Annotated in this window: 24 protein-coding genes and 3 pseudogenes; 11 read left to right on the plus strand and 16 right to left on the minus strand. The window is 62.6% G+C overall.

Going from position 1 to position 24,413, the window contains the following annotated elements:
* Nucleotides 1-162: 162 nt before the first annotated feature.
* The 3 genes from ABNX08_RS08320 (at nucleotide 163) to ABNX08_RS08330 (ending at nucleotide 3,506) form a co-directional block, all read left to right on the plus strand.
* Nucleotides 163-600, plus strand: a complete 438-nt coding sequence (locus ABNX08_RS08320) for a hypothetical protein (protein ID WP_349605087.1) — start codon at nucleotides 163-165, stop codon at nucleotides 598-600.
* Nucleotides 597-1,928, plus strand: a complete 1,332-nt coding sequence (locus ABNX08_RS08325; protein WP_022534729.1) for a GAF domain-containing protein — start codon at nucleotides 597-599, stop codon at nucleotides 1,926-1,928. Before ABNX08_RS08320 ends, ABNX08_RS08325 begins: the two co-directional genes overlap by 4 nt.
* A 1,215-nt stretch (nucleotides 1,929-3,143) precedes the next feature.
* Nucleotides 3,144-3,506 carry a DUF3307 domain-containing protein gene (locus tag ABNX08_RS08330; RefSeq protein ID WP_022534732.1) on the plus strand — a complete coding sequence of 121 codons (363 nt, stop codon included), beginning with the start codon at nucleotides 3,144-3,146 and terminating at the stop codon, nucleotides 3,504-3,506.
* A 418-nt stretch (nucleotides 3,507-3,924) separates the two neighbouring features.
* On the opposite strand, the pseudogene ABNX08_RS08335 reads toward ABNX08_RS08330, so the two are convergent.
* Nucleotides 3,925-4,026: pseudogene (locus ABNX08_RS08335) on the minus strand (IS6 family transposase); the annotation flags it as partial.
* A gap of 67 nt (nucleotides 4,027-4,093) precedes the next feature.
* On the minus strand, nucleotides 4,094-6,151 hold the full coding sequence (acs, locus tag ABNX08_RS08340) for an acetate--CoA ligase (RefSeq protein WP_022534733.1): 2,058 nt from the start codon (nucleotides 6,149-6,151) through the stop codon (nucleotides 4,094-4,096).
* A gap of 205 nt (nucleotides 6,152-6,356) precedes the next feature.
* Between acs and ABNX08_RS08345 the strand changes: the two genes are divergently transcribed.
* Nucleotides 6,357-6,785 (plus strand): ACT domain-containing protein, encoded by a 429-nt coding sequence (locus ABNX08_RS08345; protein ID WP_022534734.1) that lies wholly within the window; start codon nucleotides 6,357-6,359, stop codon nucleotides 6,783-6,785.
* A gap of 84 nt (nucleotides 6,786-6,869) precedes the next feature.
* On the opposite strand, the gene ABNX08_RS08350 is transcribed toward ABNX08_RS08345, so the two are convergent.
* The gene (locus ABNX08_RS08350; RefSeq protein ID WP_374063655.1) at nucleotides 6,870-7,160 is read right to left on the minus strand and encodes a hypothetical protein; all 291 of its coding nucleotides are present in this window, start codon (nucleotides 7,158-7,160) and stop codon (nucleotides 6,870-6,872) included.
* A gap of 154 nt (nucleotides 7,161-7,314) precedes the next feature.
* Between ABNX08_RS08350 and ABNX08_RS08355 the strand changes: the two genes are divergently transcribed.
* From ABNX08_RS08355 to ABNX08_RS08375, 5 genes and pseudogenes are all read left to right on the plus strand, one after another.
* On the plus strand, nucleotides 7,315-7,632 hold the full coding sequence (locus ABNX08_RS08355) for a high-potential iron-sulfur protein (RefSeq protein WP_022534735.1): 318 nt from the start codon (nucleotides 7,315-7,317) through the stop codon (nucleotides 7,630-7,632).
* Nucleotides 7,633-8,175: 543 nt separating this feature from the next.
* A pseudogene (locus ABNX08_RS08360) lies at nucleotides 8,176-8,609 on the plus strand (radical SAM protein); the annotation flags it as partial.
* A 440-nt stretch (nucleotides 8,610-9,049) separates the two neighbouring features.
* Nucleotides 9,050-9,292, plus strand: coding sequence for a hypothetical protein (locus ABNX08_RS08365; RefSeq protein WP_349605084.1), 243 nt, complete (start codon nucleotides 9,050-9,052; stop codon nucleotides 9,290-9,292).
* Nucleotides 9,293-9,420: 128 nt separating this feature from the next.
* Entirely contained in the window at nucleotides 9,421-9,858 is a 438-nt protein-coding gene (locus tag ABNX08_RS08370) for a universal stress protein (protein ID WP_022534737.1), read from the plus strand.
* A gap of 151 nt (nucleotides 9,859-10,009) precedes the next feature.
* Nucleotides 10,010-10,435 (plus strand): ACT domain-containing protein, encoded by a 426-nt coding sequence (locus ABNX08_RS08375; RefSeq protein ID WP_022534738.1) that lies wholly within the window; start codon nucleotides 10,010-10,012, stop codon nucleotides 10,433-10,435.
* Nucleotides 10,436-10,723: 288 nt separating this feature from the next.
* Here the strand turns inward: ABNX08_RS08375 and ABNX08_RS08380 are convergent, their stop codons facing one another.
* The 6 genes from ABNX08_RS08380 to ABNX08_RS08405 form a co-directional block, all read right to left on the minus strand.
* Complete coding sequence (locus ABNX08_RS08380) at nucleotides 10,724-11,071, minus strand: YkgJ family cysteine cluster protein (protein WP_349605083.1); 348 nt, start codon at nucleotides 11,069-11,071, stop codon at nucleotides 10,724-10,726.
* Between the two features lie 69 nt (nucleotides 11,072-11,140).
* On the minus strand, nucleotides 11,141-11,305 hold the full coding sequence (locus ABNX08_RS08385) for a hypothetical protein (RefSeq protein WP_022534739.1): 165 nt from the start codon (nucleotides 11,303-11,305) through the stop codon (nucleotides 11,141-11,143).
* Nucleotides 11,302-13,176, minus strand: coding sequence for an RNA polymerase sigma factor RpoD (rpoD, locus tag ABNX08_RS08390; RefSeq protein WP_349605082.1), 1,875 nt, complete (start codon nucleotides 13,174-13,176; stop codon nucleotides 11,302-11,304). The genes ABNX08_RS08385 and rpoD overlap by 4 nt, the downstream gene beginning before the upstream one ends.
* A 125-nt stretch (nucleotides 13,177-13,301) precedes the next feature.
* Nucleotides 13,302-14,468, minus strand: coding sequence for a DUF1275 domain-containing transporter (locus tag ABNX08_RS08395; protein WP_022534741.1), 1,167 nt, complete (start codon nucleotides 14,466-14,468; stop codon nucleotides 13,302-13,304).
* Nucleotides 14,469-14,507: 39 nt separating this feature from the next.
* Nucleotides 14,508-15,338, minus strand: a complete 831-nt coding sequence (locus tag ABNX08_RS08400; RefSeq protein ID WP_022534742.1) for a fused MFS/spermidine synthase — start codon at nucleotides 15,336-15,338, stop codon at nucleotides 14,508-14,510.
* 13 nt (nucleotides 15,339-15,351) lie between these two features.
* A complete protein-coding gene (locus ABNX08_RS08405) occupies nucleotides 15,352-15,624 on the minus strand; it encodes an HPr family phosphocarrier protein (RefSeq protein WP_022534743.1) in 273 nt (90 codons plus the stop codon).
* A 184-nt stretch (nucleotides 15,625-15,808) separates the two neighbouring features.
* Between ABNX08_RS08405 and ABNX08_RS08410 the strand changes: the two genes are divergently transcribed.
* Nucleotides 15,809-16,012: a ribbon-helix-helix protein, CopG family gene (locus tag ABNX08_RS08410; protein WP_013959508.1), complete on the plus strand. Its 204-nt coding sequence runs from the start codon at nucleotides 15,809-15,811 to the stop codon at nucleotides 16,010-16,012.
* Between the two features lie 258 nt (nucleotides 16,013-16,270).
* Here ABNX08_RS08410 and ABNX08_RS08415 read toward each other — a convergent pair whose 3' ends face one another.
* The 7 genes from ABNX08_RS08415 to ABNX08_RS08445 are packed head-to-tail and all read right to left on the minus strand — an operon-like array spanning nucleotide 16,271 to nucleotide 23,743.
* Nucleotides 16,271-16,804, minus strand: coding sequence for an NADH-quinone oxidoreductase subunit B family protein (locus ABNX08_RS08415; protein WP_022534745.1), 534 nt, complete (start codon nucleotides 16,802-16,804; stop codon nucleotides 16,271-16,273).
* Entirely contained in the window at nucleotides 16,804-18,354 is a 1,551-nt protein-coding gene (locus ABNX08_RS08420) for an NADH-quinone oxidoreductase subunit C (protein WP_022534746.1), read from the minus strand. Before ABNX08_RS08420 ends, ABNX08_RS08415 begins: the two co-directional genes overlap by 1 nt.
* Before the next feature lie 4 nt (nucleotides 18,355-18,358).
* Nucleotides 18,359-19,813, minus strand: a complete 1,455-nt coding sequence (locus ABNX08_RS08425; RefSeq protein ID WP_022534747.1) for a hydrogenase 4 subunit F — start codon at nucleotides 19,811-19,813, stop codon at nucleotides 18,359-18,361.
* Nucleotide 19,814: 1 nt separating this feature from the next.
* Nucleotides 19,815-20,474 carry a formate hydrogenlyase gene (locus tag ABNX08_RS08430; RefSeq protein ID WP_022534748.1) on the minus strand — a complete coding sequence of 220 codons (660 nt, stop codon included), beginning with the start codon at nucleotides 20,472-20,474 and terminating at the stop codon, nucleotides 19,815-19,817.
* A gap of 10 nt (nucleotides 20,475-20,484) precedes the next feature.
* Nucleotides 20,485-21,432, minus strand: a complete 948-nt coding sequence (locus ABNX08_RS08435; RefSeq protein WP_022534749.1) for a respiratory chain complex I subunit 1 family protein — start codon at nucleotides 21,430-21,432, stop codon at nucleotides 20,485-20,487.
* Between the two features lie 7 nt (nucleotides 21,433-21,439).
* Nucleotides 21,440-23,464, minus strand: a complete 2,025-nt coding sequence (hyfB, locus tag ABNX08_RS08440; RefSeq protein WP_022534750.1) for a hydrogenase 4 subunit B — start codon at nucleotides 23,462-23,464, stop codon at nucleotides 21,440-21,442.
* Nucleotides 23,465-23,467: 3 nt separating this feature from the next.
* Nucleotides 23,468-23,743, minus strand: a complete 276-nt coding sequence (locus ABNX08_RS08445) for a ribbon-helix-helix protein, CopG family (RefSeq protein WP_022534751.1) — start codon at nucleotides 23,741-23,743, stop codon at nucleotides 23,468-23,470.
* A gap of 202 nt (nucleotides 23,744-23,945) precedes the next feature.
* Between ABNX08_RS08445 and ABNX08_RS08450 the strand changes: the two are divergent.
* Nucleotides 23,946-24,303, plus strand: a pseudogene (locus ABNX08_RS08450) (AAA family ATPase); the annotation flags it as partial.
* Nucleotides 24,304-24,413 lie beyond the last annotated feature (110 nt).

A 24,413-nucleotide genomic window follows, 5' to 3' on the forward strand; every position in this document is an offset into this window, starting at 1 on the left:
GGTCCCAACGTTATAATCTGCCACACAAAATAGCGTCGCTAAAAGGTTGCTAAGTGGCTGGCCGTACTTCCTAAGTTGTTCCTAACCGTTTACGAAGCGAAGACAATCCGGGCCAATATGCGGCTATCAGACGAGATCCTGGACTTTATCGCGAGCCCTGTGATGATCATCGTCGGCACGCGAGACCAGGCCAACCGGCCCTCGATCGCTCGCGCGGTCGGTGCTCGCGCCATCAACGAGGAAATCGTCGAGGTCATCGTGTCCGCCTGGCAATGGCCGGAAGCGATGGACAACGTAGCCGCCAACGGGCAGGCCGCCGTCACCTTTGCGCGCCCCGCGGACTATGTCTCCTATCAATTGAAAGGCTCCGCCCAACTCCGCGCAGTCGATTCCTCAGACCTGGAGCTTTCCCGGCGCTACCGGGCCGACATCTATGCTTTGTTCGGCGGCCTCGGACTGCGGCCCGAACTGGTCTCACCGTGGCTCGCGGATCGGGAGCTGACGGTCGCACGGCTGCACGTGCGAGAGGCCTACATCCAGACCCCCGGGCCAAAGGCAGGCACCGCTGCGGGCTCGCCCACCGAAAGGGGTGCGCGATGATGCTACTGCGCGACCTCGACGACTGCTTCGAAGGCGTGATCCCCTCGATCATCGCCACAACTGCGGCCGACGGCACGCCCAATATCTCCTACCTGTCGCATGTGGTGATGGTGGACGACGCGCATATCGCCATCTCCAACCAGTTCTTCGCCAAGACCGCCGCCAATATCCGCGCCAATCCGCATGCCTCCCTGCTGCTGGTCAGCGCCCGCCACGGCGGTCAGTACAAGCTGGATATCACCTGGGTTTCATCCCGCGACGAAGGGCCGCTGTTCAAGCGCGTGGCAGACCAATTGCGGGCCAGCAGCGCCCAAGTCGGCATGGCTGGCATCATGCGCCTCAAGGCCATCGACGTGTTCCGCGTCGATGGCATCGAACCTGTGGTTTCCCCCGCGGGGACGGATCATGCAGGCGACGCATCGCCGGCGCCCGATCTTGCCGTCCTCGGCCAGGTAATGAAAACCATCAGCGCACAAAGCGATACGGAAGCCGTAATGGGTGCAGTGCTCGATGGCTGCGCACAATTGGGATTCCCGCATGCCATCGTGCTGCAGAGCGACCCTATCCGACGCCTGCTTACCACCGTGGTCAGCCGCGGCTACGGTCGCTCCGGCGCCGGTTCCGAAGTGGCATTCGACGAGGGACTAATTGGCATCGCCGCCGTCACCCGGCGCCCGGTGAAAGTCAATGACCTGAGCCGGATTCGGCGGCTGGGCGACGCGATCGAAGCCACCAGCCCCGCCGACGAAAACCGCACCCGCATCATCGTGCTGCCCAGCCTGCCCGACGCCATGAGTCAGATGGCCGTCCCCATGCTGGCCCAAGACACGTTGCGCGGCGTGTTGTTTGTGGAAAGCCCGGAGCGGATCGCCTTTCGCACGGCACATGAAACGACACTTGAAATGATCGCCAGCCAGTGCGCACTGGCTCTGGCGCTCTGCGAAGCGCTGGTCCCGGACGCCCGCCCGTCAGCGCTCCGGATGGTGCCCGGACAGCCAGGTGATCGCGTCATCCACGTGACGCACCACCCTGTTGACGATAGTGTCTTCATCGACAACGCCTACGTCATCAAAGGCGTCGCGGGACGCCTGCTGGCCTATATGCTGGGCGTCTACATCAACGAAGGCCGGAACGCCTTCAGCAACCGCGAGATCCGACTGGCGGAGGCGCTGCGGCTACCAGAGATCAAGGACAACCTCGAAACGCGGATGCTGCTGCTTCGGCGGCGGTTGGGGGAGAAGAATCTTCCCGTGCAGTTAATTCATGCGGGGCGGGGGCAGGTCCGGTTGGTTGTGGATGGGGTGCCAGTGCTTATGAGGGCTGGGTGAGTGGCGAAAGACTGATACGGTTCTTGCACCGTCCATGAAATAGACCCGATGCGAGTTTTCGGCTGCATCGGGCAAGAAGGCCGGCGAGGACCAGCTCGCCGGGTGGTAGTCAAAAAATGTAATTGATGCCGACATTGAATGCTGAATTGCCGGCGCCTGGGTTGCCGACATCGTTCGCATTCCACACGCGGTAGAAGCCGCTGGTAGCCGTATTCCCGATGCACATATCCGATGGTAGCCTGCTGGATATCGTTGTTAGCTGCCGTACGATCGTTCTTGTGGATGTACGACAGGATCACGCGTCCTGCCCCGACCGGTGCCATTTCGCCGACCAACACATCTTCCGATTTGTAGTTGGGTGTACCGGGCACGATAGCGCCGCGGTTGATGATGTAGTTGACGTAGCTGGTCGCCATCCCGAAGTTGTACTTGGCGCCGATGAAATACTCCCGGGCATTCTTCCCGGGCCGTACGCATCCTTGGCATCGGCGTAGGCAACCCGCCCCATGAAATCGCCCCCGGTGTATCCCAGAGAAGCGCCGATCTGGAGGAGTCGCGTGGCGCTGTGATCAGCACAGGCGTAACGCCCGGATGCTTGTGTGTGATGCAAAACCGGGTTTGACGGCGGAGGCCGGCGAAGTTGTCACCTGAGAAGTGCATTCCCGCTGGTGCCGTGGCCCTGAAATAGATCGTTGCGCCCTTCGCCGGGCCTGCTGCCTATACCCTGAGCTTAGGGGCATCGACCAGGATCAGCTGGGCTTCAACGAATTTTGGAGGCTTTGATCGTGTTCTTGCCGCACGACTGGCTTGCAGATGCTGCGCCCGTTTCGCATCGGCCCGGGCGCGGTTGTTACCGCGACCGGACAGCGCCGGAGGCAGGCGCAGGCGCTCCGGCGGCATGGGCAGCGGGGCGACGGGGGCGGGAGCAGGCGGTTGAGTGGGATGCGGGTCCGCTATTTTAACGTTGAGGGGCAGACCTGGGACAGGTAGGGGGAGAGGCCGGCGTGGTTGCAACGCGCGGTCAATGCCGGGCAGAATGTGGAGTTTTTTCCGGGTCGAAAGGCCGGCGTAGCGCGACGCATATTGCTGCCGGAAACGATTTCTGTGGCAGCTCTGGTGGCCTTATTCTTTACTGTTCATTGATAATGAAAAGCCAGAGCGCGGTGCCATCGCTGATGGGCGCGGTCTGGCGTGACTTTGGGTGGAGAGCTGGCCATGGCGTTGCTGCTGCTATTCGCACTGTTCACCAAGCATCTCGTGTGCGACTTCCTGTGGCAGCCGAGCTGGATGCTGGCCGGCAAGGGCGACTTCCGGAGCCCAGGTGGCTATGCCCACGCGGGGCTACATGGCCTGTGTACCGCTGTGCTGCTCGGCGGCTTCGGTGTGGCCCATTGGCTCTGGCTGGGGATCTTCGACGCCGTCGTCCACTACATGGTTGACCGCTGGAAGGTGCGCCTTGGCCGACGCGCCAAATTGACGCCGAACTTGCCGCAGTTCTGGTGGGCATTTGGCGTGGACCAGTACGCGCATGTGCTGACCTACCTCGCCGTGGTCTGGCTCGCTGGGAGGCTGAGCTGATTCGTCGGCTTCCTGTCCGCCGGTAGCTGCATGAGGGTGGCGACGTACGTGTCAGCCGCTGCCCAGCCGCGGCCAAGGGTTAGAGGTAAGCGGCAGTCGGGAAGGGATGTTGGCGTTGACTGCAGAATGATTGGGCGTGCAAGGACCTACCGTGTGCGTACCAATTTCTGCGAAGCAGCCGAGGTACGGTGACCGTCAAGGACGGCCTTGGGTGGCAGTCAGCGCGCGCGGTGACTCACCGTGTTGATCGATCCAGTAAGAAGAATGCCTTCGAGACGCTGTCGTGCTCGCTGTTTGGCACCAGTGAGGCTTCTCGAAACTGGGCGGCACCATGATGGGGTGGGGGCAGTTGGGCGGCTACGATTCGAAGCTAACCCTGAGAGGAAGCCGCCGTGGCCATCACGCAGAGCGACGGTCAATCGCGCAGGCTCAGATTGAACCGGAAGTACCAGCGCACCGCGCTGCTTATGACCGCGGCGGGAAAGCGATGGCCGTGATAAAGCGAGCTTGTCTTCTTCAGAGCTCCATCCTACGCGACCGAGCCGGCCACCTGACACTGCCGTCGGACATTGACCGCCGCAGCCGTCCTATGTCGCCAGCTCCCTGATCCTCTCGACGACCTCCGGATTGGCAAGCGTGGACACGTCGCCAGGCTCCTGCTGGTTGGAGATCGCCGCCAGCACGCGGCGCATGATCTTGCCCGAGCGTGTCTTGGGCATGTCGGGAACAATCACGACCCGATGCGGACGCGCAATCGCGCCGATCTGGGATACCACCGAGGCCGAGATCTTGTTCGCGATCTTCGCGGATGGCGACAGTCCCGGCTTGAGCGACACATAGAGATCAGGCACCTTGCCCTTGACCTCGTCGGCCACCGGCACCACCGCCGCCTCGGCAACCTCGGGGACCAGCAGTGCGGCCGATTCGATCTCCTTGGTGCCGAGGCGATGGCCGGAAACGTTGATCACGTCATCGATGCGGCCAAGGATGCGAAAGTAGCCGTCCGCCGCCAGCATTGCGCCATCGCCCGCCATATACGGCCAGTCGCGCCAGTCCTTGCTGTCGGGATTCTTGCAATAGCGCGCATAGTACTGGCGCACGTAGCGGTCCGGATCCTTCCAGACGGTCTGGAATATGCCCGGCCAGGGATTGCGGATGCAGATATTGCCCGCCTTGCCCGAGCCGGCCGGGACCTCCTTGCCTTCCTCGTCAAAGATCACCGGATGAATGCCCGGGATCCCCGGACCCGTGCTGCCGGGCTTCATCGGGTGGATGCCCGGCAGCGTGCTGCAGAGGAAGCCGCCATTCTCGGTTTGCCACCAGGTGTCCACGATGACCGCCTCGCCCTTGCCGACTTCACGGTGGTACCACTTCCAGACTTCGGGCTCGATCGGCTCGCCCACCGTGGTCATGTGCTTGAAATGGTAGTTGTACTTCGCCGGCTCGTCGGGCCCGTTGCGCCGCAGCGCGCGGATGGCGGTGGGCGAGGTGTGGAAGATATTGACGCCAAGGCTTTCCGCAATACGCCAGGGCCGGCCGGCGTCGGGCCAGGCCGGCACGCCCTCGTAGACGACAGACGAGGCGGCGAGCGCGAGCGGGCCATAGACGATGTAGGAATGCCCGGTGATCCAGCCAATATCGGCCATGCACCAGTAGACGTCCTCGGGGTGGATATCCTGGATGTACTTCGAGGTCCACGCCACGTAGGACAGATAGCCGCCGGTGGAATGCTGGCAGCCCTTGGGCCGGCCTGTGGTGCCGCTCGTGTACATCAGGAACAGCGGTGCCTCCGCCGGCATCGGCTCGGGCTCGACACGCCTGCCGCGGAACCCGGCGAGCACGTCATTGAGAATGACATCGCGGCCCTTCACCAGTATGGCAGCACTGGAATACTTGCCCGGGTAGCGCTGCCAGATCAGGACCTTCTCGACCTGCTGACCGGCGCTGGCGGCCTCTGCCACGGCGATGTCGGCCTTTTCCTTGTGATCGAGCAATTCACCGCCGCGGTGATAGGCGTCCATGGTGATCAGCAGCCGGCTCTCGGAGTCCGCGATGCGCTCGGCGCAGGCCTTGCCGCTGAAGCCGCTGAATACCTGTGAATGAATCACGCCGATGCGCGCGCATGCGAGCATGGTGATGGGCAGTTCGGCCACCATGGGCATATGCAGCGTGACGCGGTCGCCGGCCTTCAGGCCGCAGAACTCGCGCAGCAGGGCGGCCAGTTCATTGACGCGAACAAAGAGCTCCTGGTAGGTGAGGTGATGCACCGCCTCATGCTCCGGCTCGGGCACGAAATGAATCGCGGTCTTGTTCCTGTATGCAGCGAGGTGGCGATCCACGCAGTTGTGGCAGGCGTTGAGCCTGCCGCCGACGAACCAGCGCCAGAAAGGCGGGTCGCTAGTATCCACGGTCGTTTCCCAGTATTTGTACCAATCCAGCAGGTCTGCGAATTCCTTGAAGCACTCGGGGAAACGATCCAGGGAGAAGCGTTCGAAAATGCGCGGGTCGGTCAGATTGGCCTGCGCAATAAACTGGCCGGCCGGCGGGACATAGTTCTCCTCGGGCCAATGAACCGCGATTTCGGCCTCGGACACATCGGCCGATTCCTGCTGTGCAGCGTGGCGTGGCGATTTGCCTTCAGACATGACGATTCCCCTTCACTTTCCCTAGCATCCATCCAGGTAGTGTCGGTACCACTATCCTGCGATAGCTGCCTAAAACGACGAGTCCATATTAAGTCCGGGCACGGGGAGTTGCCAGGAAATCGGCCTGCCGCTGCCCGCGGAGCCCAGAGCTTGCCTGCCGGCCGCCATGCGCTAGATTCCTAGTAGGGGCACTGGAGAATGAGTAATGGCCAACGAACTTCTTGTGGAACGCGTGGACGTGTGGGCGGCAACCATACCGGACCGGCCCGGCGGCCTCGCGGAGGTACTGGAGACCTTGCGCGATGCCGGCGCGGACCTGCAATTCGCGATTGCGCGCCGCACGCCGGAGGACCCGGGCAAGGGTATCGTGTTCGTGACACCGCTGCAAAATGACAGGGAAATCCGTGCAGCTGCCCAGGTCGGCTTCAATGTCACGCACAGCCTGCATTCGGTGCGTATCATGGGCGGGGACCGGCCCGGAATGGCGGCGGAGCTGACCCGCAAGCTTGCGGAAGGCGGAATCAACCTGCGCGGATTCTCTGCCTCCGTCATCGGGGTACAGTTTGTCGCGTACGTGTCGGTGGACTCGCTCGACGATGCGAACAAGGCAATGGCGATCCTAGGCAAGGGCTGAAGCTTGTCGCGGGGCGAAACACAGGCGATCACAAGCCATCACAAGGAGAGTGACATGCAGGTCAGCGGTGAGCGCGCGCTGCGCCTAGTCGAGCGTGCGGCAGCGCCTGGATAGCGACGACAGGTCGAAAATGTAGTACTTGAGAATCCACGAAGGCACAATCAGCAGCGGTTCGCGCCACCCTGCCGGGGTCTGGGGGCATACTGGATCGGTCCTCCCCTGCGACGAAATTGGCGCCGCCCGTCCTGGCCGCAGCGTGCAGTGCTTCGGGATTTCGACCCATTGCCGGGCAGCAAAATTGACGATGGCCTCATGAAGGACCCACCAGAAGTTGCTTGGCGACAGTGACACTATATCGTTCTGGCACGAGGCCACCGCGGGCCTGCCCAGTGTCTCGCCGCATCTAGATCCGGCGCCGCTGTCGCCATCCAGAGATAGTTGAAAACTGCACTACCTTCAATAGACCATTCCGCAGCGGCGCATTCATCACTCAAGTTGCAATGGTTTCTATTGACAGGGAGGTCCGGCAATGAACACTCGACGAACATTCCTGAAAGGCGTATCGGGGGTTGTGGTGGCCGCAGTGGCTAGCATCGGCACCCCGACGCAGGCGCAAGCCGGGAAGCTGGATGAGAACGACCCGCAAGCGTTTTCGCTTGGATATAAGCACGACACTACCACCAAGGTCGACAAAGCCAAGTTTCCAAAACACGAGGCAAGCCAGAAGTGCAGCAACTGCCAATTGTTTCAAGGAAAAGCCAGCGACGCGTGGGGACCATGCCCCATCTTCGGCGGCAAGCAGGTTGCGGCAAATGGTTGGTGCAACTCTTATGTGAAAAAGGCCTGAGAAATCTACGATGCGTGACCTTCAGGCCCGCGCCCGAGCGCGGGCTGTGGTGCGTGAGCCCATGCTTCTCCACCAGGGACTGCGCAAGCTTGCGGCGGCAGCGGTGGGCAAGGCCCGCCGCTTCGCCGTCCGCGCGGGAAGCGGTCTGATTGCGTCGACGGGAGCAACCTGGGTCGTCGCGCTGATCCGCCTAGCCCCAGAACTGCCGCACAGGCGCGGCATCTCTGCTCTTGAGCAATGCGACGGGCCGCATACAGTGCGATCTGACATGGCTGGCCTGCAGGAGGATAGCCCCTCGACTTCGCGACCATCATGATGCATCTGGACACCAAGCCGTAGGGCCCATCACCCGTTGGAGTTGGCTGCCCTTGGTGCATGGGTACAAGGCGACCCTGATTGCGCTCTTGGCTATCTGCCCGGCAGACCCAATCTTGGCGCCATCTGCAAGACGGCGGCAGGCCGAGGCATGAGAGGTGGTCCGCCTAAAGCCAAGGAGATGCCCGACATGCTGCAAACGAGGGCGAACCCGGACGGTGCAACCCGACAGAGACCACGGCGGGGATACCGGTAGAGGTGAGCGTTGCGCCGGTCATTCCGTTCGTCAAGGAGCCGGATCTGGAGCGGCTACTGGCGGCCGCCCGCGAAGCCGGCGCTTCTACGCGAACTACATCGGTCTGCGATTGCCCTGGGAAGTGCGCACGCTGTTTGAAGAATGGCTGCGGGCCCATTTCCCGGATCGGGCCGAGCGCGTGATGAACCGTGTACGCGAGATGCGCGGCGGCAAGGACTACGATGCCAGCTTCGCGACGCGCATGCGGGGTACAGGGGTCTGGGCGGACCTGATGCGCCAGCGCTTCTACAAGGCTGCCGACCGGCTCGGCTTTCGCTACAACCGGTTTGAACTGGATACTTCCCGATTCCGGGCGCCGCCGAGAGGGCCGCGGTCCACGGACGATACACAAGGCTCCTTGTTCTGAACAGGCGCCGCTGTCAACTGGTCGCCGATCATCCTGCTTGCCAGATCCAGTGCGGCTTTCGCGTTCGCAGGGGGAAGTCCCGACGACAGCGCCAGCCTGACTGCAATGGCCGCCAGGCGTCCTTCTTCATAGGTAGGCATGCCGATCTGTGCTCCTTCGCGTCGCCGGGGTCATGGCCTGGCCGCGCACGCGGCCGCCGCGGGTCGGGCGACCCTCTCACAGTATGAGCGATTTCCGCGCAGGCAGAGCCACTGATTGCAGCAGCCTTGTGTAAGCGCAAGTGCCATGGGGATAAGAATTTCCAGAGACGGTCGGCGTCTCGTCGGGACGGGCGCCGCAAAGAAATCGACGAAGGCGCGGGTCTTTGCCTGTACCAAGGTGAGCGAATCACTTCGCCATTGTCCGCGCGGAGGGTCGCAGTGGCCGCTTGGCAACCGGCCGTGGCGGCCACCAGCAGCCTGTTCGAGACGATGCAGCAAGTAGCGAAGCCAAGCCATCGAGGTCGGAGAAAACAATCTGAATATCGTGGCCACCGCAGCATCGAACACGGCGCAGCAAGCGACCGCGCAGGCCGCACGCAACCACCAAGCGATAGCGCGCACGTCAGCGGCGATGTCGTCTTGGCGATTGCTGATCGCGTCGGGCTTGTGACCGATTATGTGACGCCTTCGCAATTGACGTGAGGCTTTCCCACCTATACTCCATTAGGTGACGGGTATTTTGTACCCATCGATGATGCCTTCGCTCGGCCAGGGCGCGCCTTGTGCTCCCACTTGCAGACGCAGGGCTGCAACCAAGCAAGGAGGGCAATATGTTCAAGCATCTTCTGCTGGCGGTCGATGGCTCTTCATTGGCCGAAGCGGCCTTCCACAACGCGCTCGTATTGGCGCGCGAAATGAACGCCCGTGCCACGGCGGTGCGAGTCTGCCCGAATTTCCACGTGCTGACCTATCAGGCGGAAATGCTGACCGACACCCGCGAGGAGTACATCAAGGCGGCGTCGGAGGAGGCGACGCGATACCTGCATGGCATTGCACAGGAGGCTGGCGCGGCCGGTGTACCTTGTGAAACGAGCTATGTGGTCAATGACCACCCCTACGAGGCCATCATAAAAACGGCCGAGGACAGAGGCTGCGACCTGATCGTGATGGCCTCGCATGGACGGCGCGGTGTACAAGGCTTGCTGCTCGGCAGCGAGACGTTGAAGGTGCTGACCCATAGCAAGATCCCCGTGCTGGTCTACCGCTAAAGCGATGGCATCGAGACACGTTCGCCGTTCCCTGCAAGAGGACGGCTGCTCGCTGAGCATCCATCCAATGGATGGTGTGCCACGGCTGGGTGACGAGCCGATACGGAGAGCGGCCTCTTGCACCGAACGAGTAGGGCTAGGAGAAACGACGATGGAACTGCTCGTGGAACAAGTTGAAGTCTGGGTGGCGAGCATCCCGGACAAGCCGGGCGGCCTGGCCGCGATCTTGACGACCCTGCGCGATGTGGGGGCCGACCTGCAATTCATCATTGCACGGCGCAGTCCAGACAGGCCTGGCGAAGGCGTCGTGTTTGTCACACCGCTGCAGGGGGATCGGGAAATGGTGGCGGCGGCCGTGGCAGGATTCGATATCGCGCAGAAGCAGCACTGTGTTCGCATCCTGGGCAGCAATCGGCCGGGGCTTGCCGTTGCAATGACCGAGGACCTAGCCGAAGCGGGGATCAACCTCCGTGGCTTTTCAGCGGCGGTGATCGGTACGCAATTTGTCGCGTACGTGGCCGTTGACTCGCAGGCAGAGGCGGACCGGGCAGCGGACGTCCTCAAAGCCGTTGTTTGAAGGAGCGCGTTCACACATGATGCGCTCGCGATAGATATCGAAAGGCGTCGCGTGCCCGGTTTGCTCGACGTGCACAACGCCTCGGATTCGATTGGCGAATGCACCCGCGCGATAGACCATACTCTCGCCCGATCTCATCCAGCGCCTAATTGGTCTGGAGCCCGAGGCCCAGATACCACCGGCATTGCCGGCCGCCAGCATTGGCTCTGCTGCGCAAGGCGGGCGGCCTTACGATAGCGCATCGCCTGCGCCCCGTTGTTGCCTACCGCCTGTGGCCTCTTACCTCAGTCAGACCAGCACGTGACGTGTCTCTAGAAAGAAGCGCTGAATCTCTTGTTCAATGTCCGGATCGATCATTTTGTCCGGCCGGTTTCCGTTCGGGCAGGCAAGCCTTGGGGTCGTTCCAAACAAGCGACAAATCAACGGGCGCTCCGAATACACGCTGCATCCCTTGGTATCAAGATGAGGGCAACTTAGGTTTGCCAGCGCAGTTTCGTGCTCGGCATCGCTCTTGACCGGAAGCCTCGACATTTCCTCCGTTGAGGTTGTCACAGGACCACAACAGTCATGACATCCGGGGGTGCACGCGAATGTGGGAATTCGTGAGCGAAGAAATCTGATCTTTTGACAATTCATTGGTGTAGAAATCAGACAGTCGGTCAGGAGCGAGCCGAGGTCGCGAAAGGTTGCGCGCTACGAGTTCAACTACCGTTCCCCCGGTGATAGTCCGAGGAATTCCGACGCCTCTTGCATGGCGCTCTCGGCCAGTTCACGGGCTTCCTTGCCTCCGCCGGGCGTCACCAGGCCGACCAGTGCTGCGTACAGCAAGTGGATCAGGTCCACGGCACGGTGATACTGTTCGTCACTCATGTTTTTCTCTCTACGAAGCCATCGAGCCGAGCCGTCATCTCAGGTTTGCGCAACTTTCGCAATGCCTGGGATTCCAGCTGGCGGATGCGCTCGCGCGTCAGGCCGAACTGCGCGCCAATTTCATCCAGCGTGTAGTCGGTCTGCAGCCCTACGCCAAAGCGCATGCGCAAGATCTTCGCCTCGCGCGGGGTCAGCCTTGCCAGGGCGGCTTCCATTTCCTGCTGGAGTGCCACTTGGGCCGCCGCGTCGACTGGGGATATCGCGCCCTCGTCAGCCAAGGTATCCCCCAGTAGGGCATCCCCGCTTTCCCCCAATGGGGTCTCCAGCGAGATCGGCTGCTTGACGACATTCAGGATGGATTTGATCTGTTTCTCGCTCATCGCCAAACGCGCAGCCAACATCGACGGCGTTGGCATGGCGCCGGTGTCCCTGAAAATCTCGCGTGAATGGCGATTGATCTTGCCAATGGCCTCCACAAGATGCATCGGTATACGAATGGAGGGCGCCTTGTCGGCGATGGCACGTATGACCGCCTGCCGAACCCACCAGGTGGCGTAGGTTGAGAACTTGTAGCCGCGCCGGTAATCGAATTTGTCTACGGCGCGCATGAGTCCAATATTTCCCTCTTGGATGAGATCCGGCAACGGCAAGCCCCGATTCTGGTATTTCTTGGCGATGGAGACCACCAGTCGGAGGTTGGCCCCGATCATCTCGGACCGGGCTTGCAGGGCTTTCGTCTTCGCCTTCGCGACTCGTTTGGCGGTTTCCCGCAGATCTCCCAACGGCATCGCGGCGCGGGCCTCCAGGGCACGCAACTGTTGCTGAAGCGCTCGCACTTCAGGCGTCCATCTGATCAGGTGAGCGCGGATGGCGGGGTGCTCGGCCGCGAGCGCTTTCATCCAGTCTAGATTTGCGGCCTGATCTCTGAATCCTTCTAGAAACACTTCGCGCGTGATGCCACATTGGTCGATCAGGATCTCGGCGACGTGGTGCTCCGTTTGACGAACCTCCCCGATCAACGCTTCAAGGATCTGCGTGAGCTCCGCAATGGCGGGCGGGCTAAAGCGGAATGCCGCAAGCTCAGATTGGAGGGTGGCCAGCCCCCTGACATATTGGATGGGGTCGAGTTTTGGGCAGCGAGCGACACTGGCAAACGCATCGGCCTGGCGCCGGATCGCTGCAAACCTTTCAAAGGCAATGCCCCGCCAGCGCAGTGATTCACTTTCAGAAGACGTCGTCGGCACCGGATCGCCATCGTCGAGCCCTGCGTCGTCATTCTCCAGCTCCGCATCGGTCTGCACCTGCGCTTCTGGTAGCAGGCTACCGCCTGCCTCGGCTTGCGGCTCCACAATGTGGTCGACCAGATCATCAAATGCCATCTCATTGCAGGCGACCCGGTCGGCCATCGCCAGGAGTTCGGAAACCACGACTGGGCAAGCCACCATCGCCGCCATCATTTCCGCCAATGCGTCTTTGATCCGCCGGGCGATGGCCACCTCCTCCTCGCGCGTCAGAAGAGGGATCGCACCGATCTCGCGCAGGTACATCTGCGTGGGATCCGTCGTGCGAGTCAAGCGACCGTCGCTCTGCGTGATGGCCGCGGCGGCTTCCTCTGCGACATCCTCTTCATTTGCGGATGGTGCGGCATCCTGGGTCAGCCATGCTGGAGCTTCCGCTGGCGCTCGGTCGACGACCTCGATGCCGAGATCGGCCAGCATCGCCAGCGTCCGGTCGATGGCACCTGATGTTTCGTCGCAATCGGGTAGCTGATCGCTCAGCTCACCACGCGTCAGAAAACCGCGTTCTTTGCCAAGGGCGATTAGCGCAAGCAGGTTCGTACGTAGGTTCTCGCTCATTTCATGCGCGCTCACGCGCGATCCAGTGCCTCGCTCCCGCCTGAGGCGTTCGCAACGCGCATCATTTCTGCTCCCGGCGTCAGCCAGCCCGCGACTCGCTGTGGAACTGGCCGATGGCTGTGCCTGATCGGGCCGTCCTATCATTTGCCTCCCCGCCCGGGCAGATGTTGCACGAGCCAGATCAATGCCGACACCGCGGCAATGGCCCAGAGCGTCACGATCACCAGCGCCGCGACGTGGCTGACGGGGCGGCTGGCGGATGCCGCGGCCGCAGCCGCAGCGCGATGTTCGCGCATCACCTCAACCGGAATCCATCGTATTGCTAGCAACAAGCCGAGAGGCACCACCACCACGTCATCCAGATAGCCGAGCACTGGAATGAAATCCGGAATCAGGTCAATGGGCGACAAGGCATAGGCGGCGACCAGCAAGGCTAGCGCTTTCGCATACCATGGCGTGCGGGGATCTTGCGCGGCTAGCCACACCGCGTGCGCATCTTCTTTGACTGCGCGAGCCCAACGCCGGGAGCGTGCGGCCAAATGAGGCAGAAGGTCCCATCGCCACAAGTGCAGACGCACATCGTCGAGCACAGGGACTGCCGCGAGGGCGAGCAGCAGGGTTGCCAGCACAAGCGTGGCGCTGAACCCGACGTGCTTGAACCCCAAGGCGCCAATGACGCCGCCGACGAAGAACAATGCGACGAGCGTGATGAGTACCCGCAGTTTGTGCCGATTGGCGAGCACAGGTGGCTTGCTCGAGTCGGCTCTGGACAAGTTCCAATAAAACAGCTTGCCCAGTTCTATGCCGATGTCCGTGACCATGCCGGTCACGTGCGTGGTGCGGATCTCGGCGTTCGACAGCTTGGTGACCATGGCATTTTGTAAGCCCATGATGAAACAGAGCACCATGACCGTTGCCGGCACGAACAGCCATTCATGGTGCTCGAGATTGCTTCCAAGCAGGCCAAAACACACCAACAGCGCGGCTTCCAGCATGAGCGGCAATGCGTATTCGCTATGCAGGTGCTCGCGCCGACCCCAGTTAATCAGCACCGCTGAGCACGCGGCGCCCGCCAGAAATGACAGCAGCGCCCCCAGCCCGTCCAGCATCAGCCAGAAACTGCCAAGCGCCAGGTTGTCAGCCATGGCGGACACGATCCCCGACATGTGCGAGGTGTACTGCTGCACGGCGAGGAAGCCGCCTGCGTTGGTCGCTCCGGCAACAAAGGCCAGGTAGCAGGCCAGTTGCCGATTGCTGTCGGGACTGCGCTCCTTCCCGGTCAGCTTACGCAAGTACAGGATTGGCATGGTTGCGTTGGTCAGGAGACTTGCGCGGAAGGGGGCTTGTCAATACCGGACCTGCTGCCTTGCCAGCTTGGGCCAGGCGGCACGATCCGATGCAAGACGCTCGCCGCGTTTCAGACGGTGAGCGGCTGCAGTCAGGTTCAGCGAATGCGCCGTTTCCAGGATGCGCGCCCGCGCCATCAGTGCTTCCAGAGCGGGCAGCTTGTGTGCCCCTTTCCAGGCGAACAGTGTGTAGTTAGCACTGTCTTCGGAAAGAGAAATCGACATTGATTTGCCGAACACGGCGCTGACTTCCTCCAGATAGAACGGGATATCGGGATCGCTTTCGAGAAAATTCGCGACCAGCACGCCGGTATCGGCCAGGCGTGCATGACAGGCGGCATAAAAGTCCGCGGTGCCTAGCTGTACCGGCATCCCGTCGGCCAGGAAGCCGTCCACCAGGATGACGTCTGGACGCGCATTCTGTGTCGCGACATATTCGGCGCCATCCGCGCAAACCACCTCGAGTCGTTCGTCGTCCGGCGGGATCTGGAACTGCTCGCGCAAGGCGATGACCGCCGGATTGATTTCAATTGCCACAACCTTGGTGTTGGGTAGATGCCGGTAGCAGTATTTGGCAAGTGAACCGCCACCCAAGCCGATCATCGAGATTCTGGTTGGAGTCGGGTGCAACAGCAGGAAGCCCATCATCGTTCTGGTGTAACCCAGCACGAGCTTGTCGGGATCCTTGCGAGACATGAAGCTTTGGGTGGCCAGTGCGTCGAAATGCAGCGACAGCGCGTGCTGGGTTTCCAACACCTGGGGCGTACCGTCGCTGCTCGCCTCGGCCAGGAATTTCAGATAGGCCTCGAACGAGGAGCGGTCCGCGTGCATCTGTTCGTTTCCATTAGAGAGACTTGGGGAGCGCATCCCCCCTCAACAAGGCCGCGATGGTAACGACAGCGGCGGCCTCGTCCACGCCGTCCGCCTGGATGCGTATATGCGTCCCCGCCGGAGCGGACAGCCGCATGACCTCCATCACGTTCTTGGCGTTTGCGACCCAGGGGCCGCTGGTGAGCAGGATCTCGCACTCAAACTGATTGGCCGTGAACGCCAGTCGCGCGGAATTCCGTGCCTGAAGCCCATCCTTTGCGGCCACCTCTATGGTCACTTCTACCACTGTGCCCTCAACGAAAAAAGTGAACCAAAAGGCTCATCCATATTTGGTGCCGCGTGTGCGTGCTTGGCATGCAGTTTTGCTTACGCTCCGGCATCACGACAGTTCATGTCGGCGGGATACGTGGTAAGCCTTGCAATTGTATATAATGATAATGTTATTATCATACCATGACACTCGAGAACGCATGGAATCCAAGACCGCTCGCCTGACCGTATTGATCGACCCGGAGAAGAAGAAGGCGTTTGAGGCGCTCTGTGCCGCCCAGGACCAGACGCCATCTCAGATTGTTCGCCAGATGATCCGCGACTATCTGCAGCAGTACGAGGTGGACTACGCCACCAAACCGAAGATCGGCGCGCCTGGTTTGGCGGCGAAGGAACGTGGGTGATACGTAGTAGGAAAGGGCTAGTTGCCCTGGCGTTCGCACGCGGTCCGCTTCACATGGCGCGACGCGCGTTAGGCAGTCGTGCTATTAGATGGCCCCAGTTCTCAAGGACATAGTCGAGGTGCCGCTGTGGCAGTGCAGGCGATGCTTTGCGGCGGGGCATTCTGCTCAGGTTGCCAAGCGGTGTCGACGATTGTGGGCTGGGTCAAACTTGGCGAATTGCAGGGCATCGCTTACAAGGCTCCCTGGCGAGCAACATCCCTAGCGCCGTGCAGGATTGGTCTGCCGCTGCCGCTGCCGCACGGCGCTCAGAATCCCGCGGATGATCTCTAATGGCGGCGGTGGACAGCCTGGCACGGTTACGTCCACCGGGATCACGTTGGCGACACGACCGCAGCTTGCATAGCTCTCCCCAAAGATACCGCCGGTGCAGCCACAGTCGCCTACCGCCACCACCAGTTTCGGCTCCGGGGTTGCCGCATAGGTACGCCGCAGGGCCTCTTCCATATGACGCGAGACGGGTCCGGTCACCAGCAGCATGTCGGCATGGCGCGGGCTGGCGACGAACTTGATGCCCAGGCCTTCGATGTTGTAGTAAGGATTGCCGAGTGCGTGGATCTCCAACTCGCAGCCATTGCACGAGCCTGCGTCGACCTGCCGGATCGTCAGCGCCTGGCCGAGAATGTCGAGCAGTTCCCGGTGAATGCGCTGGGTGGCCGCCTCGTCCGCTGCGCTGGGCGGAGCAGGCTCAGTCACGATGCCGGTACGGGCGATCTGCCTGAGGATTTGCCACATCAGAGGTCGTGCCCCGAATAGCTGAGGTTGAAGGATTTGTTGATCAGCGGGAAGTCCGGCACGATGTTGCCGATGATGGCGTGTTCGAGCACCGGCCAGTTCTGCCACGACGGGTCGTGGCAGTGGCAGCGGAGGATGCTGCCGTCATCGGCAAGTTCGAGCGCGACGAGGACTTCGCCACGCCAGCCCTCCACCCATCCTGCCCCGATGGCGGCACCGCTGGGCGCTTGCGGCACGATTCGCGCGGCGCCGTCAGGCAGGCCTGCACAGATGGCACGGATCAGTCGCAGCGACTCCAACACCTCATCGAATCGCACCGCCACGCGGGCGGCGACATCGCCGCCGCGGTGCGTGGCCATTTTCACGGCGAGGCAATCGTAGGGCAGCCAGGCATGGTCGCAGCGCAGGTCCGCCGCGTGACCGCTGGCACGTCCGGCCAGTCCGGTAAGCCCAAGCTGTGCGGCAAGCCGTGGCGTGACGCGGCCCGCCCCAAGAAAGCGGTCCTGCAGGCCCGCATGCTCGTCGTACACCGCACGCAGCACGCGTACTTCCCGCTCGATGTGGTCGCACTGCTGACGCAGGCGCTCAAGCATGGCTGGCGTCAGGTCGCGCGCAACGCCGCCCGGCACCACGGCGTCCATCATCAGCCGGTGACCGAAAGCCTCTCCGGACAGCCGCTGCCAGTCTTCGCGCAAGCGCGAGAATTGCGCCAGGCCGAAGGCCAGTCCGGCGTCATTGCCCAGCGCCCCTAAGTCACCCAGATGATTGGCTACGCGCTCGCGCTCGAGCATCAGGGCGCGAAGCCAGTTTGCCCGGGGCGGAGGCGCGCAGCCCCAGGCTGACTCCAGGGCCATGCAATAGGCCCAGGCAAAAGCCACGGTGGAATCGCCCGAGACCCGGCCGGCCAGCCGGTAGCCCTCGAGCGGCGGCAGTTCGGTGAAACGCCGCTCGATGCCCTTGTGCGTGTAGCCCAGGTGTTCTTCCAGCCGCAGCACCTTCTCGCCGACCACGGAAAAGCGGAAGTGGCCGGGTTCGATGATGCCGGCATGCACCGGGCCGACGGCGATCTCGTGCACCCCGTCGCCCTCCACACGCACGAAAGGATAGTCGGCAGGTAGTTTGCCGGCCGTGGCCGCACCCGCCTGCGCGCCGCTTTGCAGCGGCCGCGCCCCTGGCGGCCAGCGGCCGTGGTCCAGCCAGGGCCGGGCATCGCGGTTGCCCTGCACGGCGATACCCACCAGGTCGGTCATGGCACGCTGCATCCGGCCCGCGCATGGGAATATGCCGGCCAGATCCGGCACCGCGGGTGCGATACCATCAAGCCGCAGTTCGAGCCATATCAGTCCCCGCGGCGTGGCGTACGTCACGCATGCCGTCAACGTACCGCCGACGGCACCCCGGTCGATGCCCCACAGCGCAACGAGGCGCCCGCCCGCGTCCGCCACCGCACGGGCCGTGGCGGACCAGCCGTCTGGCCCAACCTGGCCGTGCCAGACTGGCAGCGGCGCGGACAGCCGCTCCAGGTCGAGGCCGGGATCGGACAGTGTCATCGGTTCAGCTCCCCAGCATTGCGGCTGCCTGCCGGTACCAAGTGTCGAGATACGGCGGAATATAGAGGCCCAGCATCAGCCCCAACGCGAGGTGCGTGAACACCGGGACCAGCGCTGGCGGATGCGCTAGGGGCTTGAGCGTGGTGTCGCCGAAGACCATCGGTTGCACCCGGCTGAACACCGCGGCGAACGCCAACCCGAGTGCGAGCAGCAGGAAGGGCGTGGCCCACGGCTGCTCGCGCATGGCGGTCGTGACGATCAGGAACTCGCTGGCAAAGACCCCGAACGGCGGCATGCCCAGGATGGCGAGCGCCCCCAACATCAGACCCCAGCCGACCGTGGGACTGACACGGATCAGCCCGCGGATGTCGTCCATGACTTGCGTGCCCGCCTTCTGCGCGGCGTGGCCGACGGCGAAGAAGATTGCCGACTTGACCAGCGAATGCACCGTCATGTGCAGCAGGCCGGCATAGCTGGCGATCGGCCCGCCCATGCCGAAGGCGAAGGTCATCATGCCCATGTGCTCGATCGACGAATACGCGAACATGCGCTTGATGTCGCGCTGCCGGATCAGGAAGAAGACAGCCGCGACCACCGATAGCAGGCCGAACCCCATCATCAGGCGGCCGGTGAGCTGATTGCCCAGCGCCGCATCGGTCAGCACCTTGCAGCGCAGCACGGCATATAGCGCCACGTTGAGCAGCAGGCCGGAGAGCACGGCGGACACCGGGGTCGGCCCCTCGGCGTGGGCATCGGGCAGCCAGTTATGCAGCGGGACCAGGCCGACCTTAGTGCCATAGCCGATAAACAGGAAGGCGAACGCCAGCGTGATGATGTTGGGATCGAGCTGGCGCTTGACCGCGTCCAGGTTGGTCCACAGCAGCGCGCCACCCTCCGGGCCGATGACCTGTTCGGCGGCCATGTACAGCAGCACCGTGCCGAACAGCGCCTGGGCAATCCCCACCCCGCACAGGATGAAGTACTTCCATGCCGCTTCGAGGCTAGCGGCGGTGCGGTAGACGCTGACCAGCAGCACCGTGGTCAGCGTGGCGGCCTCCATCGCAACCCACACGATACCCATATTGTTGGTCGTCAGCGCCAGCAGCATGGTGAAGGTGAAGAGCTGGTACATGCTGTGGTACAGGCGCAGCCGCGGCGGCGTCATCTTGCCATGATCGTGCTCCACCTGCATGTACGGCCGCGAGAAAATCGAGGTGGTCAGGCCCACGAACGCGGTCAGCGCAACCAGAAAGACGTTCAGGGCATCGATGTAGAACTCCCGGTCCCACGCCAGCATCGGACCATCGGCGACGATTTGCGCCGTCAGCACGCAGGCCGCGAGGAATGTGCCCAGGCTGAAGGCGACGTTGATGTCGCGTGCGCGCTCGCGATGTCCCGTCAGCGCCAGCACCAGCCCACCGGCGAGCGGAAATCCGAGCAGAAAGGCCAGCGCGGTCAACTCAATCCTCCTTCAGCTTCTCAAGGTGACGGATGTCCAGGCTGTCGAACTGCTCGCGGATCTGGAACATAAACACACCCAGGATCAGCACGCCGATCAGCACATCCAGCGCTATGCCTAACTCGACCACCATCGGCATGCCATAGGTCGCTGCGGTGGCGGCGAAGAAGAGGCCATTCTCCATCGCCAGGAAGCCGATGACCTGTGGCACCGCCTTGGAGCGCGTGATCATCATCAGGAAGGACAACAGCACGCAGGCCAGCGCGATGCCCAGCGTGCCGCTGGCGAGCTTCAGCGACAGCCGCGAGATCGGCATGGTGAGGTTGAACGCGAAGATCACCACCAGGATGCCGATCAGCATGGTGGTGGGGATGTTGATCAGCGTCTCAACGTCCCAGCGAATCTGGAGACGATCGATAACGCGGTGCAGCAGATAGGGGATGAGCAACACCTTGAGTATCAGGGTCAGGCCGGCCGACAGGTAAAGGTGCGGCTGGCCCGTCACGTAGCCGACGACGGCGGTGGCCAACGCCAGGGTCGCCCCCTGCAGCGTGAACAGGTGGATCAGCGACAGGATTCGTCGCTGCGAGATCATGGCGAAGGCGAGGATCAGTAGCACCGCGCCAAGTAGGTTGACAAACTGGGTCAGGAGCGCAGTCATTGCCGTGTTCTCAGTGAGCCAGCAGCAAGTGGACCAGCATCCCGATCACAGCCAGCAGAAAGGCGGTGGCCAGGAACTCCGGCACACGGAAGATGCGCATCTTGGCGCTTGCCGTCTCCAGCGCCGCCAGCAGGACCCCACCCACGATGAGCTTGAGCAGCAGCGCGGGCAGCGCCAGCAGCATGGCCAGGGGAGCGTGCGCTTCGGCAACGCCCCAGGGAAAGAACAGCGCCAGGCCGATGCAGGAATAGGCGAACAGCTTGAGGCTCGCCGCCCATTCAAGGAGTGCCAGATGCCGGCCCGAGTATTCGAGAATCAGCGCCTCGTGGATCATCGTCAGCTCGAGGTGAGTGGCGGGATTGTCGACCGGTATTCGGGCATTCTCGGCCAGAGATACCATGGTGAACGCAACGCCGGCAAACGCCAGGCCCGGGTAGATGGCCAGGTCCCGGTGGGCGATCGTCTCGACAATGGTGGTGAGCGAGGTCGACTTGGAGATCAGCGAGGCGGAGAACAGCACCATCAGCAGCGCTGGTTCCGCCAGGAAGCCGATCAGCATCTCGCGCCGCGCGCCCAGCGTTCCAAAGGCGGTGCCAACGTCCATCGCTGCCAGCGAGATGAAGACCCGCGCCAGCGCGAACAGGCCGACCAGGGCGATCGCGTCGGCGGCCGGTGCCAGTGGCAGGTCCGTGGAAACGGTAGGGATGATAGAGCAAGCGAGCGCCATGCAGCCGAACACCACATAGGGCGTGGCGCGGAACAGCGGCGACGCATTATCTGCGACCACCGATTCCTTGTTGAATAGTTTGTGCAGCATTCGATACGGTTGCCAGAGGCTGGGCGCCGACTTGTTCTGCAGCCAGGCCCGCCACTGGTTGACCCAGCCGATCAGTAGTGGCGCCAACGCGATCGAGATCACAATCTCGAGTAGCTGTGACAGGATTCCGGTCAGGTTCATGCAACCCTCATCGCATCACGGCCAGTAGCGTGGCGGCCAGGGTCACGAAGCTGTACAGCAGGTATGCCGAGATGCGTCCCTGTTGCATCAGGCCGATCAGCCGGGCCAGATACGACGCCAGATCGATCACGGGGACATACATCCAGCGCCAGAAATGATCCGCCACTGTGACCTGGTAGTGCGGCTGCTCATCGAATGGCGATGGCAGGTCGCGGCGCATCAGGAAAAACGGTTCAAAGATCTGGCGGATCGGCTGACCGAAACCCTCGGCGGTGTCCTGCATGCGCGCGGTGCCCCATGGGAAGCCGCAAGCCCAGGGCGGGCTGCGGCGAAGCCGACCGTGGTAGAAGCGGCGCACCAGCAGGTAGGCGAGGGCAACGCTGGCCAGAATGCCGAGCAGGAAAATGACCGGCCCATAGCTGGCCTGGGCCAGGCCATTGGGCGCCAGCAGCCAGCCGCTGGCGGCGGTCCGGGCGCCGAGTCCGCTTGCCACCAGTTGCTGCGTCACCGGATCGATCAACTGCACGAATTGGGTCGGCAGCAAGCCAAGCGCGATACAGCCCAGCGCGAGCCACAGCATGCCCGCGCGCTCCCAGCGGCCGGCGTCGTGCGCGTCGGCCAGCTTGAGCTCACGGGGCTGGCCGAGGAAGATCACACCGAAGAACTTGACCATGGTGTAGCCGGCCAGTGCCGCCACCAGCGCGATCAGCGCGGCGACCACCGGGATCAGCATGGTCAGTATCGGCTCCGGAAGACCCGGCGTGAACAGGAAGCTTTGCAGCAGTAGCCACTCCGAGACGAAACCGCCGAGCGGCGGCAGCCCCGCGCTGGCCAGTACGCCCAGTAGCGTAAGCCAGCCCACCCATGGCATATAACGAATCAATCCGCCCAGCTTGCCCAGGCTTCTCTGCTCGGTGGCATGCAACACGCTTCCGGTCCCCAGAAAGAGCAGACTTTTGAAGAACGCATGGCTGGCGACATGGTAGAGCGCAGCCGTCAGGGCCAGGGCGGCCATTGGCTTCATGCCGTAGGCCGAAAACAGCAAGGTCAGGCCCATGGCAACGAAGAGCAGGCCCATGTTCTCGATCGACGAATAAGCCAGAAGCCGCTTCATGTCGGTTTGTACCGCGGCAAAGACCACGCCGAACAGCGCCGTGGCCAATCCAATGGCCAGCAGCAATCCGCCCCACCACCACAGACGCACCTGCAGCAGGTCGAAGGACACGCGCAGCAGGCCGTAGATGGCAGTGTTGAGCATGACGCCGCTCATCATTGCCGATACCGGTGACGGCGCTGCCGGATGCGCCTCCGGCAGCCAGACGTGCAGAGGCAGGACGCCGGCCTTGGCGCCAAATCCGAACAGGGCGAGCAGGAAACCGACGGAGGCCCAGAACGGCGTCAGCGCCTGGGCTCGCATGTTGGCAAACGTATAGTCGCCGGTGTTGGCCTGCAGCACGCCAAAACACAGCAGGATGGCGATCGCCCCGATGCGCGCCATCGTGATGTAGAGATAGCCGGCGGCGCGCACTTCGGCGATGCGGTGGTTGGCGGTCACCAAGAAGAACGATGACAGCGCCATGGTTTCCCACATCACCATAAAAGAGTATGCGTCGTCAGCCAGGATCACCCCCGCCATGCTGGCAAGGAACAAGTGGTATTCAAGACAAAGCAGGCCCGGCGGCGTGCCTTCCCCCTTGCGGAAGTAGCCAGCCGCAAACGTCGAGATGCCGGCCGCTGCTCCCCCCATTGCCATCAGGAAGTAGGCTGACAGGCTGTCGAGCCGGACGTGGAACGGCAGCGCGGGCAGGCCAACGGGCAGCACGGCAGCCTCGGGCGTGCCGAAGACGGCGTGGAGCGCCAGACCGAAAAGCGCCAGCCCTAGCAGTCCCCCGATGGGGAATAGCACTTGGGATACCAAAGCAAGCCGATGCAGCGCCAGGACCCCAGTCACGCCGACAAGCAGCCAGGCCCCAACCACAATCAGCATCCAGTCGAGATGAAGCCATTGCGTGAGAGGGGGCACGCTGCTCATGGGTCAGGCTCCGCGACGGGTTGCACGGCGCTTGGCGGGAGGTGCCGCGCCGCGCCGCGACGGCGCGCCCACCGGTGACCTCTCATTGCCGATGGCTTCCGCTTTGTCCGTGTCCACGCCGCTGGGGGCATACTGGACGCCATGTTGGGCCAGGTAGTCGCGGATAAGACGCCGTATCACCTGCGATGCGGTCAGATCCTGCTGTGCACAAAGGCGCTCGAAGGCAGCCTTTTTGTTGGGATCGATGAGCAGCGTAAGCCGAGCGGTCTTTTGCTCCATGGGAGCCTCAAGATGGCAATACGATGATTACATGAATCACATCATAGATGATGGCCATGCGAATCCAAAGGGCTAGACGCTACCATTCCTTGACCACCGCTTGACGGCGGATCCGACCGATGCTGGCGGCAACTACCGTATTGCCACGCCTGCAATCGAAACCTTCTATGAATTTGTTGCTCGATGTCTACGCTACCGGGTCATGGGAGCATTGATCTATGGTCCTTCCCGCATCGGCAAGACCAGGGCCATCGAATACGTGCGGTTGCTGCTGGCGCGCGGTCACCCGAAGATGACGAGCTACCGCGCGCAATGTGAACACAAGCCGCGGCATGCCGAAGGCCCGTTCTTTGCGAATCTGCTTGAGGCTGTTGGCGACCCGGATCCGAACGCAGGTTCCAATCCGCCCAAGCGTATGCGGCTGGCCCTGCGGATTCGTGAGGCCGCGGCCCGGGCGGGAAGCGGCACTGTGCTGCTCTTCTGCGACGAGGCAGCGCTACAACGATAATGAGTACGAGTGGCTGCGTGATGTCCACGACTGTCTCGATCGGCAGCAGATCTCACGATCGGAAAGAGGCTGGGAGAAAAGGCCACGAAGGTGATCTACAAAACCGATGTCGCTTGCGCGACAATGAACATACCGACAACAACGGCGGAGCGCGCCGCCGGA

The sequence above is a fragment of the Cupriavidus sp. DF5525 genome (assembly GCF_040149425.2).
Classification (GTDB): domain Bacteria; phylum Pseudomonadota; class Gammaproteobacteria; order Burkholderiales; family Burkholderiaceae; genus Cupriavidus; species Cupriavidus pickettii_A.